This is a genomic window from Pseudoalteromonas sp. T1lg122, assembly GCF_002964825.1.
GTDB lineage: Bacteria > Pseudomonadota > Gammaproteobacteria > Enterobacterales > Alteromonadaceae > Pseudoalteromonas > Pseudoalteromonas gelatinilytica.
Map to the genome: position 1 here is coordinate 114926 of NZ_PQCG01000034.1, position 16234 is coordinate 131159.

Annotated in this window: 15 protein-coding genes and 2 pseudogenes; 2 read left to right on the plus strand and 15 right to left on the minus strand. The window is 36.0% G+C overall.

What is annotated here, in order from left to right:
* The first annotated feature begins 3 nt into the window (after positions 1-3).
* A complete protein-coding gene (locus C2M33_RS18620) occupies positions 4-195 on the plus strand; it encodes a DUF5348 domain-containing protein (protein ID WP_105175146.1) in 192 nt (63 codons plus the stop codon).
* 97 nt (positions 196-292) lie between these two features.
* Here the strand turns inward: C2M33_RS18620 and C2M33_RS18625 are convergent, their stop codons facing one another.
* The 9 genes from C2M33_RS18625 to C2M33_RS18670 all read right to left on the minus strand — a co-directional run bounded on the left by C2M33_RS18625 (position 293) and on the right by C2M33_RS18670 (position 5922).
* Positions 293-730 (minus strand): DUF4265 domain-containing protein, encoded by a 438-nt coding sequence (locus C2M33_RS18625; protein ID WP_105175147.1) that lies wholly within the window; start codon positions 728-730, stop codon positions 293-295.
* A gap of 45 nt (positions 731-775) precedes the next feature.
* Positions 776-1039, minus strand: coding sequence for a cytoplasmic protein (locus C2M33_RS21380; RefSeq protein WP_105175148.1), 264 nt, complete (start codon positions 1037-1039; stop codon positions 776-778).
* 38 nt (positions 1040-1077) lie between these two features.
* The gene (locus C2M33_RS18635) at positions 1078-1455 is read right to left on the minus strand and encodes a hypothetical protein (protein ID WP_105175149.1); all 378 of its coding nucleotides are present in this window, start codon (positions 1453-1455) and stop codon (positions 1078-1080) included.
* 30 nt (positions 1456-1485) lie between these two features.
* Complete coding sequence (locus C2M33_RS18640; protein WP_105175150.1) at positions 1486-1956, minus strand: DUF2199 domain-containing protein; 471 nt, start codon at positions 1954-1956, stop codon at positions 1486-1488.
* A gap of 307 nt (positions 1957-2263) precedes the next feature.
* Positions 2264-2635 carry a hypothetical protein gene (locus C2M33_RS18650; protein WP_105175152.1) on the minus strand — a complete coding sequence of 124 codons (372 nt, stop codon included), beginning with the start codon at positions 2633-2635 and terminating at the stop codon, positions 2264-2266.
* Positions 2636-2741: 106 nt separating this feature from the next.
* Complete coding sequence (locus tag C2M33_RS18655) at positions 2742-2972, minus strand: hypothetical protein (protein ID WP_105175153.1); 231 nt, start codon at positions 2970-2972, stop codon at positions 2742-2744.
* Positions 2973-3079: 107 nt separating this feature from the next.
* Positions 3080-4792 carry a DUF4153 domain-containing protein gene (locus C2M33_RS18660; RefSeq protein ID WP_105175154.1) on the minus strand — a complete coding sequence of 571 codons (1713 nt, stop codon included), beginning with the start codon at positions 4790-4792 and terminating at the stop codon, positions 3080-3082.
* A 145-nt stretch (positions 4793-4937) separates the two neighbouring features.
* A complete protein-coding gene (locus tag C2M33_RS18665) occupies positions 4938-5249 on the minus strand; it encodes a hypothetical protein (RefSeq protein WP_105175155.1) in 312 nt (103 codons plus the stop codon).
* A 52-nt stretch (positions 5250-5301) separates the two neighbouring features.
* A complete protein-coding gene (locus tag C2M33_RS18670) occupies positions 5302-5922 on the minus strand; it encodes a hypothetical protein (protein ID WP_105175156.1) in 621 nt (206 codons plus the stop codon).
* Between the two features lie 289 nt (positions 5923-6211).
* On the opposite strand from C2M33_RS18670, the gene C2M33_RS18675 reads away from it, so the two are divergent.
* Positions 6212-6640 (plus strand): hypothetical protein, encoded by a 429-nt coding sequence (locus C2M33_RS18675; protein ID WP_105175157.1) that lies wholly within the window; start codon positions 6212-6214, stop codon positions 6638-6640.
* Between the two features lie 77 nt (positions 6641-6717).
* On the opposite strand, the gene C2M33_RS18680 is transcribed toward C2M33_RS18675, so the two are convergent.
* The 6 genes and pseudogenes from C2M33_RS18680 to zipA form a co-directional block, all read right to left on the minus strand.
* A complete protein-coding gene (locus tag C2M33_RS18680) occupies positions 6718-9084 on the minus strand; it encodes a hypothetical protein (RefSeq protein ID WP_199776376.1) in 2367 nt (788 codons plus the stop codon).
* Positions 9085-9152: 68 nt separating this feature from the next.
* On the minus strand, positions 9153-10880 hold the full coding sequence (locus tag C2M33_RS18685) for a DUF2326 domain-containing protein (RefSeq protein WP_105175159.1): 1728 nt from the start codon (positions 10878-10880) through the stop codon (positions 9153-9155).
* Between the two features lie 221 nt (positions 10881-11101).
* On the minus strand, positions 11102-12064 hold the full coding sequence (locus C2M33_RS18695) for an SMEK domain-containing protein (protein WP_105175161.1): 963 nt from the start codon (positions 12062-12064) through the stop codon (positions 11102-11104).
* A 147-nt stretch (positions 12065-12211) separates the two neighbouring features.
* Positions 12212-14155, minus strand: a complete 1944-nt coding sequence (locus C2M33_RS18700) for a helix-hairpin-helix domain-containing protein (protein WP_105175162.1) — start codon at positions 14153-14155, stop codon at positions 12212-12214.
* A gap of 83 nt (positions 14156-14238) precedes the next feature.
* A pseudogene (gene ligA, locus C2M33_RS18705) lies at positions 14239-15390 on the minus strand (NAD-dependent DNA ligase LigA); the annotation flags it as partial.
* Positions 15391-15472: 82 nt separating this feature from the next.
* A pseudogene (gene zipA / locus C2M33_RS18710) lies at positions 15473-16209 on the minus strand (cell division protein ZipA).
* Positions 16210-16234 lie beyond the last annotated feature (25 nt).

Genomic DNA, 16234 nt, shown 5'->3' on the forward strand with positions numbered 1-16234 from the left:
TCTATGGAACTAACATTTATAAATGAATTAGGCAGGTTTGAATGTGAAGGCACACAGTTTACAAGTGGTGATGTGGTAGAGGTGTACCTTAATGACACATGGAAAGTTACGAGAATAGAATACAACGACAATCACGGTGGGTATTATTCTGTCGATGGATATGAATTACTCGGTTATCCTATTCGTTTGGTATAAACGATATTTAACCTTATTTGAATAAGCGTGATTTCCACGGATATTCTGGCAGCTAAGTTTAGTTCAATGAGTTAGCTAAAACGAGCTGTCATTCTTATTAATCAGGATGTCGCCATACTGGAAATGCATATTCTAGCCCTTCTTCTTCATATGTGTCTAATAAAGGGTCTAGAGCATCAATATCAACTTCAGGTGGAACATCAATACTCATCAAGGAAAACTGATTTAACGTTTCCACACTACAGCCAATGCTTTTTAAAACTTCGATGAAAACTTCTGTTTGGATACCTTTATTGTTCATTACCCATATCAACGAATGACCCGATTCTTTCAAAACTTCAAATTCAAATACGTGGTCATTTACCTCATCTGGTATAGCTGAAAAGATATCACCAAATGCTAAGTTTGGTATAAAGAAAGGAGTGTTAACTAATCTATAATTACCATTAACACGCTCACACCAGACCCCTTCAGCCCCAACAGGAGGCCATCCTTCGTCAACGTCTAGCGCAAATAACAACTTTTCCGTTTTCATTCGATTCCTTAATCCATTTTTATCGCTAGAGACTTTTAATCTATTCTACTCATCGAACCAAATGTGTCGCATAGCAGATAAAAACTCTTTTGTTATAGGGTAACCAGAATCATCACCTATAACAGAATCTATACCACAACTTGGACAAAGTGCAGTGTCATCATTGTCTGTCCAAAATTCGATGCTTTGGTAGCCAAAAATATTCAAGCAATAAAAACACCCACATTTATCGCTATTTCGTAGTGAATCCCGATGTCTTATTGATTTTTTGTGAGCAGCCTTGGCTGCAATCCTTAATTCTATATTCATATCATATGCTTATTGGTGCGATTTTCAGAGACTCGTTATTAATATATTTCCATCACATGGCATTGATTTTCAGGGGGAAAAGTAAATATTACGGATTCATAGTGGCTTTCGCATGTTTCAATGTCTAAGTAATCACCACTTTCAAAAGTAATTCTTAGGAAATTGGGACTTTGAATATTAACGCCAATAGCTCGTTGTCTTCCCAATGCTCCCCAAGGCCCTGCATTTGGAGCATCATCCCATTCATATTGAATTTTATCTATATACCCAATCACAGTTTCATTGCACTGAATATTGAAATCAGTAAATGCAATGTTAAATCCACTAGACGCTAAAACAATAGATTCTACAAATTGAGAATCTTTAGAAATATAATCTAATAAAATTCTTTTAATTTTGTCATCAAAATAAATCATTTATTTTCAATAGTGCCACTTTAGAAAAGGTTAACCTTGAAAGCTGTGAACACGTTCAATAGAGATTCCAGCTTGCTGTTGTTCTGTTAAAACGTGATTTGATTTTTTAAAGTAAAACATTGGCCTCTGTGTTTCATTGCCAAGTTGAATCTCAACTTTAAGATTTAGACAATCGCTATAGTCCGCAATTTGATTAGCAACAACTCCTTCAAAACGCTGTTGTGAGCTATTGTCTAAATCATAGTTTTCAACATATTCAAAAAACTTTTCTTCTGGAATTTCAGCCCAAATACCCCAGCCATAAAACTTATCAGTATTTAATACGGGTATATAAGCCACTCCCCTAATAAAGAATTTATCGTCCAATTGGCAAAGATCAGAGTCCACTCTAGCTCTTTCATTTCTTTGTTTCTCTGTTAATGCCCATATTTCATCTGGCATTTTAAAGCTTTTATCAAATGAAATATCACCGATATCCGCTCCACAACATCCACACTTCACAGTTAATTCCCTATTTTAAAATATTATGAATCAATACTAACTCGGCTCGTTTAAGACTTAAACTTCCACTTTTCTCAAAGCTGCCCGTTAGATGACATTTAATCCTTTTCACATAAACTCTATACTTCGGACGCACATCCATTTCTGGCATCAAGCCATACCGCAACTTCTTCAATCAAGTGTTCCTGAAATTTAATGTTGGCTTCACTTCGAGGTAAATCAGTGTAATAAAGCAAACGAGATCCGTCCCGGCAGTCCCATATTTCTCTTAGCCAACAAAAAATTTTTTCAAAGCCCATATTACTACCTAGATACTACCGTCAGGAAGTACATCATCAATTTCATGATGGACGTCATTGTATAGAAAGTTAGCTCCATCCATGAGTTCTATTGACCCTGAAACCATCCTTTTCATAATGTCTTCAGCAACTATCCATGCTGATTCAATCCGAGTTGGAATAGTAATACCCAATTCTTGCATTGCATCTTCAAATAGTTCTGACACTTCATACATTTTTGGTGCTTTATGAGTCTGCAATATATTAATACTATCGGTAAAAATGCTTTGACAAAGCCATTGATCTGCAAGTTTAACTAAATGAACTGACGATAAAGCACCCAACCCATAGTATGCTGCTGCCAGCTTCGGTGTTAATGGAAATAAATTGTCTATTTTCACTTATCTTTCCTAGATATAAGGCTAGCGCTCAAACGAACTATTCCTTTTGAATACCCTACCTTTCTAGCATGATGGCTTTTCATGAGTTGTGATCCCAATGCTGATATTAATCTTGAAACTCCCACGGAATTTCCTTTTTAAATTCAGCAATACTAGCTTCAACAACATCTAACGAAATATCACTTTGGAAAAAGCTAACCTGTCGTGTTTTCTTTGTATCATCACGGAAAATGTCGAGAATTAACTTTCCTTCCAAATAGACTTCGATGCCTAGACCATCTCTTTCACCGCCTACTTCACTGGCTATTACCACACTATAATTATTACTTAAGCTCATTCATTCCTCTCGCGTGGCTATAACTTGAAGCATAGATATATAAACTCCGCTATAGCTGAAACTATAAAAGTCGTTTTCAAAACCTGTTTAAATATTCATAAGCTTTACTAGTTAACTTGAGCTTTAAACTCAATATTGCCAACTTTTAAATTATTCCACTTAGGTTTAACAGTCTTAATTTCTGAATCCTGTATAGAATCTTTAATGTAACGGTTTTCATCTGGATTATGAGTAGTCATATATTTTGACTCCCACTTGCCATTATTTTTAAACCACATATCAGCAGATGTTTGGTAGTTATTTTCTGTTATAACAATGTATTCTGGTATTCCATCATCGTTCAAATCTTGGGCGACGAAATAATATGTATTGCCCCTGTATGTAGACCAGCGTCTTTCAGTTTCCTCTTCATAAATTACATTTAATAGGTCTTCGGGAAAGGCTTCCTTCCTAGGCCAAAAAGTTAAAAGTGTTTCAAATTCAGAGAACGAGTTTTCATTAGTCTCAACTTGGTGATTAACGTACATACGATCTATGATCGCGATTTTTTCTGGTGAAACTTCCTTCAAGTGCTCCTTTAATGTTTGCAATTGAAGATAACCTTGTCGGCCTAGCGACCTACCAAAGTAAGCATAATCAAAGTCATCATAACTAATTTTTCCCTCTTCCAATCGAGATAGTTGGCTTTGAGCTGAAATATACTGAAAGTTTAATATAGGGGAATTAACTAGCAGCATTGCAGCTAAAACCGCTATTCCCATAGCAATGTTAACTGAACTTAGAGTTTCCAACCATGCGTCTCTTTTTCTCAATATTCCAACTAGATAGCCGAAAGAAAAACAGGCCAACAAAGCCCAAACCAAGATTGCCCAACAACGATCCACTGTTAAACCATATTGTTCAATGCGCAACCAGAGTCCATAGATAGAAATTAAGCTATAAATAGGTAGAAGCGCCACACCTATAAACACAAGTCGGTGCAAAACTAAATTGTATGGCCTCTGGTGAGATTCATCTTGATAAACAGTATTGACGAAAAACAACGTTAACGCTTGTAACCACATTACCAATAAACTTCCAGATCCAGTTTTCCACAACGCACCTAATCCAGTGAAAGGTAAAGTAATCAAGAAACCTAAAGATACAATGGTTAACGCTGGTAACAAGAATTTGATAAGCGTTTGAAGGATTGTAGAAATGTTATCAACTGTATGAATGATATTTCTAAAGACAATGATGGCAAAACCAAACGCTAAGTTTAATACAGGAATGACAAACCAATCCTTTTTTAGCAGTTCTTTGAAAAACTCAATTTCTAAAACAGCAAATAAACCAGCTCCGAGGTTAAGTATTCCCCAAAAAATCCCGACAAATAACCAACACTCACCAAAAATTATAAAGTTTCGCCAAGACAATTTGAACAATGTACTGTAACTGACTTTTTTATTGCTGATGTACTGCTGGATATACATTAAGGCTTTGAAAGAGGCTATAAGTGCAGTAAAGCAAAATACAGCCATTGCTGTACCATTGTTAATATATTCTTTTGGTTCTTGCTGGTAGCCGACATATGCCCCCAATAACGACACCACTATAGCGAAAGGGACAATATACTTTACTGTCTCTTTAATATTAGATTGTGTTATGCACAAAAAAGTCAGCAAAGGTAAGCTAATAGCTAAGGTTGCAAGAGAAGTTAGCCAAACAGGGTTTGTGGCAGGCCAAAAGTTTTGCTCAATACTTTGATAAAGTAATGTAAGTACAATACCTTGTATTAGAGAAATAGAAATTATGAGCGGTTTTGGTAATTTGTTATCCATAAACTTTATTCTTATTGAGTTCCAATAGTACTATTTAAACACAATAATTTAGGATATCGAAATTACTTAACGATATTGATATTTAGACGAAAAACTAGCTCAAAAAATTTTAAAGATAGACTACTTCAATTGTCTCGGTTCATGCTTATTGAAAGTAATTTCGGCTGCTTATGAGGCTAATTTCCTGAGGTGAGTAACCATTCCTGAGCATTTCAAAGTCTTGATACTGCACCCCTGCCTTAATTCCAACTCCTTCCAAGTGATAAATCGAGCCTGATTTAGTCTCTACAATGCGTGCATCAGAATTGATTTTGACAATGACAGAACTACAAACATAATCATTTTCGACAAATCTACATGTGCTATCCGAAACGACAATACCAAACAACACAACAGCAAGTTCTCTATCATCATCAAGAATAGAAACTAGTTGCCAATCTTTTAAAATCGTCCCCATTTCAAGTCCTACATATGTAGAATTTTATAAAATACATAAATTCGACACTAACTCACTTCGTTGCTATGAAGTCACTTAACAGCGCTTCTTTCTCAACTTTATCAAAGTCAGGTTCCAAGAAGACAGACATTGAGATCAATGCTTGTTCTCCCCAGTGTTCTTGCCACTTAAAGAAAGACTCTAACGTATTAATAACATAGACCTTTCTGCCAATTGAATTAGCATTTTTAATATAGTTTTTAGGATCGGGTACTGGTGTTGGTCTTCTTACCACCATGTTTCGCCATATGCGGTTATCCGTAATAAAACTATGACTTGACGATGTTACCTCAGAAGGACCTAAAACCATCTTGCTTGTTCCATCTTTTTCAAGTTGAAAAAGACCAACTTCTTTTTTAAAGGCCAAGTAGTTTTCGTTTTTTAAAACACTATTTCGTCCCAAGCAAAGAATTCTATCTTGGTCTTCGGACAGCAATTTCAGGTAATTTTCTTGTTCACTAAACCAAAGGTTAAATTCATTTGAACCTTCAAACGGAGTGTTTTCAAATATCCATATCTCCCTAGCTTCACAATGAGATATACCAATTTGTTTTTTAATTTTTTTTGCTTCAATTGATATCTGTTGACTGAATTTCGCAAGTACCTTTGTGTGAGGTATTGATAATAATTGCATACGGTTCCCCAATATTAATTTGCTACTGATGCCAGATGATGGGAAACACTTTACCGATAGGCACGTTTTCTGACTTAACGTATTATCATAATGATAACTCATAGTGGTAATTTTTCAACTTATTATCAATTTGATTGAATCATTTTGATAACTCTGTAAGAATTAATTTAATAAAAATTAATTCAGAGATTTTATGTCCTTAAATAAATTAGGATATTTTCAAAAACTGAGATTAGAGTTTATTGAATTCAGGCTTGAATACTATTCATGTATTTCGAGAAAAGATTTAATGGATCAATTTGAAACTGGTCCCGCTAGTGCATCTCGCGATCTTGCTATTTACATAGAGTTAGCTCCTAACAACCTTGTGCTTCGCCATGAAAATAAGCAATATTTTCGTAGCAATGACTTTTCTCCGATTTTTGATCATGAATATCAGAGCGTTATAAATAGCCTTTCAAATGGATTTACAGGAATTACAAAAAATAACAAAACCTTAAAAAACAAGTTAGTTGATTTAAGAGTTATTGAAAATTTCGATCTAGCAACTTTAGGTGCGGTTTATCGCTCTTACATTTCAAACAAAGAACTAGAAATTGACAATGATTTTTTTAGTATCAAAAGTGTATTCTTATCAGAATCAGGAATAGTTTCGATTGAGCTATATGATGTTAGAAATGAAAGAACTTTCAATCAGAGTTTAAAAAATATCAAATAACCAAGTAGTGTTGTAATCCAATGCTCAACCAAACATCTTTGAATCAAAAGTGATCCAATAACTTTAAGTGAATTTAACTAGGTAACAAGAGGTTCCCAATCGTCCCAATCAACACTATGGTTTTCTATAAACTCTTTTGTCCACTCACTTTCACTATCACTTAAATTTAGAACAATCGTGTTTTCATTTGACTGCCTAATATCAACATTGTCCTTTCCATAATGAGCAATACGGATATCATACATCTGGCATCCCATGCATTTGCATGCATCGCAGATGCATTTTTCATTTAGGAGAAGAGTTACGTTATTTACGAAGTCGCGGTAAAGTTGCGTAAACGTACCGTCATCATTACTTTTTGTAAATAGCAGACTAAATCGTTCAACTTCATCTTCTTCAACATCCTCGTTTTCTTTTTTCAATTCAGCGAGATCTTCGATTATTGAACCTCTAATTAATTTTTTTTCATCATTGAAAAAAGGATCTACAAATACGCTAATGTCGTTCTGCTTGCTCCAAAGCATGAATTTATCAAATTCCGCATCGGTTTTTATTATGTCTAACCTATAAGCTTTTGGCGCAAGCTCCACCTCCAACCAATTTTCTAAATAAACTTTTAATTCAGATGGATCTGAGATCAAAAATATAGAGTTATCAACTGTTATATACTCTCCTGTTTCTATGTCAGAAAAAACGATTAATGGAGCATAGTAGTTATTTAACACATCGAATTTAGTACCAATTCCCCTCGTATACGTAACAACTGAAAAGGATTTACATTCAATTAAATCGACTGGATTATTGTGATTAGTCTGAAGATCTTTCTTCATTCCCTGAAGACAACCATCTGAAGAATAACAAAGAGGGCTATTCTGAGCTTTGGAGTCTAAACGCCATTGTTCCAATCTTGAGCAAACATCTTGAGCTACTAACTTATTGTACCGCTGAACTTTGCCTCTTTCATGAACATATCGCGTGCTTCCATCTTTCAATTTGATTTTTATACAATGAGTACCGTTTGGGTCACCCTCTGGATTAGAGTTCCATAAGACATTTTTAATTGGTTGATTAACTGGGTTTGCCTTCATTCCAGCCCACAGACCTTGACTTCGATCTAACAAAGAAATCCATTTATTAAAGTCGAAATAATTAAGTTCAGGGGTTTCATCCATTCCTTTATTTTCGGTTCTTCCTAAAACTCTATCAGAGGCTCTCAAGCAATCTATGTGAATATTTCCAGCGTCAAAAGGCAAATCTTTCTCCTGAACCTCTATTAAAACAGCGGGAAAAGACAGTCCATTTTGACAATGAATACATGTCGTAACATCGTTACTTTTTAATAAATGCCCTCTAATTTTTTCAGAATATGCTTTAGCTATTTGTGTGTTATCAAACTCACAACTATCATCTGAGTCAATTGTTATAATTAATAAATTATTAAATAGTTCAGGTGACTTCTCGATAAACCTCTTCGCTCCCATAAATGTAGAAAATCGGCCTAATAGCTCGAATTCATCTCCGTTACTCATAACAATGTTGGAATCTCGAAAACTAACTCTGTAATTTCCTTCATCATCAAAACGTTCTAATTCTACGAGTTGATAATCATGTTCAGGGTAAGGCGACTCCATAATGACTAGCTCTCTTCCTGAGCAAATAGAATAATTATCCAAATCAAACTTAACTTTAAAAAAGTTATCTAGATCTTCATTTTCAGGCTCTGGATCATCTACCCTGAATTTACTCAATAGATTGACTATTCCATCACTATCTATCGACTGCCTATTCTTTGCCCAAACTAAAGCTTGAGCTATTACAAGGTTCCAAATAACACTTGGCTCCACACTAAACTTGTTCAATAGCGATTCTAAAAAGCTCTTTTCATTGATTCCGTCCTTTTCAACATCTAAGACAACAATATAGATTTTCGATAATAACCTTTGAATGTCTTTCTTTGATGGACTGCCAAAGCTGTTTTTTGAGTACGATTTTTCAATACAACGCTTTAATTTTCCATATGCGGCAAGCTCAGGGCTACTCATGGGATCTTGTGATATAGAATTCGCATTCAAACGCGCAGAGTTAACAATTTTCTTAAGATGCTTTTTAATTGGTAAAGATGTCTCATTAGACGTAATTACAACGTAGGAGTCCTCGCTATTTTGCGACTCCTTATTTTGACGAACAAATTGCTCAATAGTCTTTAAAAAGTCAGATTCATCTGCATCAGACAAGCTCAGTTTTCTCTTTGCTTGCAAATATGTCTTAGAATTGGAATGAGTGAGTACAATATCATCAACTGCGTCATCAGTTTCAAAAGCGACCTTTAAAACTCTTTTGTCGTAAACTATTGACTCAAGAACTTCAGCACAATTGTTACCAAGCGCCATTTGTATTAAAAAATATGACGCAACCCTTTGCTGGAAGTCTGCTCCAGCATTCATTGCAGCACCGCCACTGTTATTAACCAATTTACTACTCCCTATTAAGATCGTCTTCCACTTACTCTCTTTTAGCGCTTAGCTGATAATTCTTGATATTGTTTTTTCAAAAATCGACTCTCTTTTGTATAAGTAGCGCGTGAATATTGATGCAAAGAAATGTTCAAAGAATTTAAATCGGTCTCACTAAATTTATCGCTGTTTATTGTTAAGATATATTGCTTCCGACTAAGCATTGAAATATTTTCACCAATAAAATTAATACTCTTGATTAAAGTATCCTGATCAACGTCAAATATGTTGTCATGAATTAATAATCCGGGGTGATTTTTTGAAGTATGTTCGTTGGTTAATAATGCAAAGTCGTATAAAAATACTTTTTCTCGATTAATACTATGACTACCATCTGAGTCTGTACGCAATTCGAACTTCAAGATCTCCTTTCTTTTAGACACTTCTATTTCAAATGAACTTCTACGGTTTCCAAAAACATAGTCATGCATTTCAAGAATTGTATTTTGAAATGAATTTACGACTCTTTCTGAATTTTTTACGAAGCTTTCCAATAAATATATCTCGCTTTCCCTATCCCTCTTTTTACCCTTGTACTCACTATCGTAGTCAGTGTGCTTTTGAATGAATGAAGATAATGCGGAGAATTCTTCTATCTTTTTTTCATGGATAGCTATTGTCTGCTTTAAACTAACAAGAACACCTTGTTGATCTAATAAAGCAACTTTTTCACTATAAAGTTTATTTAGATTAGAAATAATCAAATCGAATTCTTTCAATTCTTGTTCAATTGATACTTTTCTCTCTTCAAACAAGTTCCTTTGAAATTCATCAATTTTTCTCTTAAATTCAGATACTTCATCCAGTTGACGCTTTATTAAATCCCCTAAACCATCTTTAAATTGGTTGTAAAGATCAGCGACTTCTTCACCATCAATGTAATTATCACCTTTAAATAGTTTTATTTTAGACAATTCTGATTTTAACAGGGCTTGCTTAGAGCGCTCTCGTTCAAGCTTATTTTCTAACTCAATAATTTCGTCTCTAATTAACTCAAACCCTTCAATATTTTCCAGCTTATCAATATCAGCTTGAATCCTTCGTACTTGATTTTCTAATTCATTAAGATCAGCTTTTGATTCAGATATATTCTTCCCTGTTAACGTAACAATGTTTTCTTCCATCTTATTTCTAGCTTTAGAAATATTCTCCATTTCTCCGTGTAATTTTTTTGCTTCAGCATATGGATGAGGCTCAATACCCAATAAAAACAAATGTGGCGTATAATCGGGAGGGATTCTTTTATTAGTATCAAAACAATTAATAATCGACTTAAACTCAGAGCCTTCTTCTCTAATCAAAGGCCCCAGCATCTGTCTAAATGTAGGAGTTTTCTCAAATTCAAAGCTGCGAAACATTAAACTACTTAAATGATCAATTGCATCAGACAAATTTGAATAGTTCTTTGTAATACCATTAATAATTAAGATAGGGCTATCATGATCTTTTATAGAACGTCTACTTGTAATCTCGTATCCATTTAAAACGAAATCCAAGCAGACAACCGTCTCGTCTGATAAGTCTTCGCGAGGTATAAGAGATACTCTACAATCGCTATGCCGTTTTAGTAAGGCAAAACTTATAAACTCAATAGCTAAGGATTTTCCAACACCATTAGTTTTATCAATACCTTCAGTTGTTTCCCCTAATATAAGGTTTAGCCCTTCCTCAAATGGAATTGGTTCAAAAACTTCAGGCTCACTATATAATTTATTTAGTTTTAGCATTTTTTATCAAATATGGTTCTTCAAAAATAACTATATCCAAGGAATATAAAAATATCATTCCGAAGTAGATATTACGTACAGAGATATTGCTTCCCTTCCTTAAAGCCTTCGCCAAATCAAAAATACTGACTTTTCCGTCTGTCGAACTCTCTAAATACTTGAGTATTTCCGCTCCCACGTAAGGAGCCGACTTTTTTAGGTCCTCATCCTTAGTGAAAACATTAAACATATCCAATAACCTCTTTATTAGGAAAAACGTTGCATTTTATTAAATGCTTAATCACAAAAAATTGAGCTGCGCCAGTGTCCGCTTCAAATCCATTTTCATTTAACAAATTTACAAAGTTTTCAATTAATTGAGCAAGCGCACGCCTTGGATCTCCATTACACTCTGTTAGAATTTTGTCACTATAAATCCGTAAATGCTGAGCAAGTCTTCGAATTTTTACTGGCCCTATATCCGATTCCTGTTCAACAGAGTCCAATACTGCACCGTAATCTTGATATAAAATTAAGAACTCTTGTTTTAAAAAGTTCGCATGTTCTGAGAAACGCTGATTAATTTTTTCATCAGGAAAAGGCTCATCTAAGAAACCAATACCCACGGCAGGGTGTTCTTCATCACTTATTAGTTCAATAAGCCGAAGAATTGTCTCTATGTTGCGAGGAAGGCTCTCACTAGGTTTTACGTAAAGTTGCTTGTTTAAAAAAACAGAAACTTCTTCAATTTTTTCTAGTGGCAAATCATTTATCATGACAGCCAAATCACCAACGTCCCAAATATCTTTTTTAGTATCTAAACAATATGAATCATCGCCTACTGAAGATTTCTTATGAGCTGTCTTTTCAACTATATTCAAAATGATTAAGCGGTCATAGTTTTTAAACAGTGCTTTTTCAATGAATTTTTCAACAGTGTGGCGAGTTTTAGAGAGAGAAGATGTTGATGTGACTTGTATTGCCATTCTTGCATTGCTATCGCCTAGGTCGATTGCCGCAGAGTTCGGTTCAATAATATTAATATTTTGAAGGTTATAGCCAAATGCTAAGTTAAGCAGATCTCTATAAAAATTTTCTGAATGAACATTTATGTCAGTAAGGTTTAATTTATTACTTACAGACACCTGAGTTGATAGCCAAGTAAGTGAGTTAATTATAGACTTCTGGTAGTCTTGTCGATTCATCCTTGCCTCTTATAATATTCACCCATTAGCTTAAACTAACATATTAATATCATTTATTTAAGTTACCGCAAACTGATTTAACTTTTTAAAATTGTGCCAACTTCCCCAAAATTTGAAACTGAAAAGTTGGCGTTGATAAAAATCTCGTTAGCTATTAGAAATTAGCTCTAAATATTCAGCTTCGGTTATTACTTCCACGCCTTTTTCTCTAGCTGCATTAATTTTGTTCTCGCCAACTTTTTCACCCGTAACTAGTAAATCAGTCTTTCCAGAAACCGATTTGCCAACTTTTGCACCAAGAGATTTGGCTTGTTTCTCCATATCACCTCTCGACCCTTGTTGCATCGAACCAGTAAACACAATTAGTTTACCAGCGATGGCTGAGTCACTAGTAACTACGTCCGATAATTTTGGAGTCACTGATAAATTGAAATCTAAGTCATAAACCTTGAAGAACTCGTCCCTGACATTTGCCAGACCTTCAACAATAGCCTCTGCACTTAATTGAGCAAAACCGTCTATCTTAACCATTTCTTCAACTGATACATCAAAAAGCTCAGTTATTGAATGATGCTGTAGTAGCTTTTCACAATTACCAGCTCCCAATCGGCTTACGCCAAATGCAGCCAAAAACCTCCAGTCTTCTATCGGTCGAGTTTTACTCGCTTCCAGTTCATCAACTAAGTTTTGAGCTGTTTTTTCACCGAAACCATACCCTGTAAATTTATGATTTATTCCTTCATAAATATCGTGAATTCTCTTCATTCCAGATTCATGAAGTTTTTCTATTACTTTAGGACCGAATCCATCAACATTACCCAATGTCTTAAAAAAGTGAATAAGCGTATTCTCTGTCTGTGCAGGGCAATCAGTTTTGTTAGGGCAAATTAAATGATCTGACTCCCAAATTAGATGAGTATCACAACTTGGACAAGTCGAGGGTATTTGAGGCTCTGCGGCTTCAATCACTTTTTCAATTTTAGGTATAACTAAACCACTTCTAACTATTTGAAGAATAGCGCCTTTACCAACTCCTTTGTCCTTCACCATTTGGTAATGATGAACTGTGACTCGGCTAATTGTCGCACCACTTAATTTAGTTGGAACAAGTTCAGCTACAGGTGAAATACGCCCTGTTCTTGATGTTTGAGGTATTACATCTAATACTTCAACTTCAGCAGATTCATCATTGACCTTAAATGCAATTTGCCATCTATGAAACTTCCTAGTTGCCCCCATGTGCTCTTTTATTTGCTCATTAGTAGTTTCTATGATCAAGCCATCGATGTCGTAATCAACAGCTTTCCACATCTTTTCTAGTAAACTTTCAAAGTCAGATAGCAATTCTGATATGCTTCCCGTCCATTTTTCTAATGCTGAAAATGGATAAAATACACAAGCCCCTTCATCTATTGCCTTTTGGATATCTTTATCAATTTTTTTCTCTGCGATTATTGCAGCTTGAATATTTCGTGAGTTCTCAAACTTGTCACTTAATACTTCATCAAAGTAGCTTTTCTTAATTACGATCTCTCCGGGGCCTAACGCTCGACCAGCATTCTTAGCTACTTGTAATCCTCGATCAAAAGCACGAGTTATATCCTGACCTCTAGTTCCATCACCACGAGTATAAAGAGTTATTCCATCATCATATGCTGCATACCCATCTAATTTAGGAGTGATTTTTAATTCAATGGAGTCATGATCAACATTAATTTCTGTCGCTGCTTTTGTAATTCTCTCAGTCCATTTCTTTATTTCGTCAAAAGAGTAAGCTTTATCTGTGGAAAGCATTTTTTGTGGTAATGGTACTGTTTTACTATCAACTATTACCTCTGGCTCAACATCCAACAAAAACTGATTTTCAGGATCTATTGTCTTGAGATAATCCCAGTATTCATCGTATTGAACATCTTCAATAATTGGCTGACCTGATCTATAAAGTGCATTGGCAACTCTTAGTAAAGTTTCTAACTCTTCTGGCGTGTAACCATTAGCAGTAAATAACTTTTCAATATCAGTTAATTTTGCATTAAGTTTAAGCTTTTCTATAATGGCTATTTGATCATCATTAAATTTAAGTTCAGACATGACTACTTACCCTATGCTGCCATTTGAAAATCAAGTTGAGTTCTATTTGAAATAATTTCTTTGTCAGGTGTGAACATTACATTCACATCACCCGCTCGGCGGATAATCACGGTATCGCCAATTTTAACGCCTAAACGGGCAATTTCATCGCCATTGTGAAGCGTTGCGTTAGATACCGTCACGCCACCCACAAATACCGGCTCTAATCGTGCTACAGGGGTAATAGCGCCAGTGCGGCCTACCTGAAACTCAACATCAAGTAATTGGGTGATTTCTTCTTGCGCAGGGAATTTAAAAGCAATTGCCCAGCGTGGTGCGCGTGCCACAAAACCTAAACGCTCTTGGCGTTTTTTGTCGTTAACTTTAATAACCACACCGTCAATTTCGTAGGCAAGGCTACTACGACGCGTCAAGATATCTTGGTAGTAATCAAGTGCAGCTTGCTGGCCTTCAACCAGTTTTGTTTCTGGGCAAAGTGGTAAACCCCAATCGGTAAGTTTAGCAAGCTGTTGATAATGATCTTCTGGTAACTGCCCATCTGCAACAAGCCCAGTGCTGTAAGCATAAAACATCAGTGGACGTTTTGCTGTTACTTTAGAGTCAAGCTGACGTAAGCTACCGGCCGCAGCATTACGTGGGTTAACAAAGACTTTGTCGCCACGTTTTTCGGCTTCACTGTTTAGTTTGGCAAAACCAGCGCTGTCCATAAATACTTCACCGCGCACTTCAAGCTCTGCTGGGAAGTCATCGCCACGTAACTTAAGCGGCACATTACGAATTGTTTTCACGTTTTGAGTGATGTTTTCACCCACCATACCATCGCCACGGGTAGCCGCTTGAACCAAAACACCATCACGATAAATAATCGATACCGCTAAACCATCAAGCTTTGGCTCACAACAAAAAGTCAGCTCATTGTTGTCCATTAAACGCTCTTTGATACGGCGGTTAAATGCGGCAAACTCTTCTTCTGAAAAGGCATTATCAAGTGACAGCATTGGCACTTGGTGAGTGACTTGCTCAAACTTATCAAGTGCTGCGCCACCGACTTTTTGAGTCGGAGAGTCAGGGCTTTGAAACTCAGGATTAGCTTGCTCAAGGGCGCTTAATTCGCGCATTAAACGGTCATATTCAGCATCAGGAATGCTAGGTGCATCCAGCACATAATAATTATGGTTATGCTCTTCTAACTGGGCACGAAGTTGGCTAATTTGCTCAATGATAGGGCTGGACATGAAAACCTCAAAAATCTACATAAAAAAGCCACTTCGACGACTTAACGCCAAGTGGCCTAATACTTATACTCTGTTTGTGCGACTAAGCTGAAAAGCTGCGTACTTTCTCAACATACTCACGAACGCTTTCAACCGTCATTTCTTCACGGTTGCTATCTAAAATAGTTGCACCAAATTCATCGGCTAGCTTTTTAGCTGCACTGTGCAACATATTGAATGCACTTAGACCATCGCCATCACATGGTAAGGTCATAAATAAACTAACACCGGCCGTGCTGAACTGTTCCATATTATCAATATCAAACGTGCCTGGGTTGTACATATTCACTAAACGGAATAACACCGGGCCTGTGCCTGCTGGGTCTAAGTGACGGTTAAAGAAACCTTCTTCAGAATACTTAAAGCCTAACATATTAACGGCTGGCAATAATTGGCTGCCATCCATTGTTAAGCCCTCTGGCATTTGTAAATGCACAATAATAAAATCGGTTGGAACTTGTGCATCTGCAGCTGGTTCTTCTTCAACTTCTTGTTGCTGAGTTTCTGCTTCAGGCTCTTCAACAACCTGTTCTGACACAGCTGGTTCGTCGTGACTTTCTGCTGAGAAGCTTAAATCACCAAACTCTGGCTCATCACGCTCTTGCGATTTTGCAGTCGCAGGCTCTTGAACCTCGCTGGTCGTTTCATTTGGTTCAACCCGCTCAACTGAAGGCGTATCTGGCTGTCCTTTTTACGCACCGACCATAAGCCGTGAATTAATAAACCACCAATGACAAATACACTGATTACGATTAAAGCCCATCTTAATTCTTCGGCCATCCCCTCACCTTTATTATTTGATATG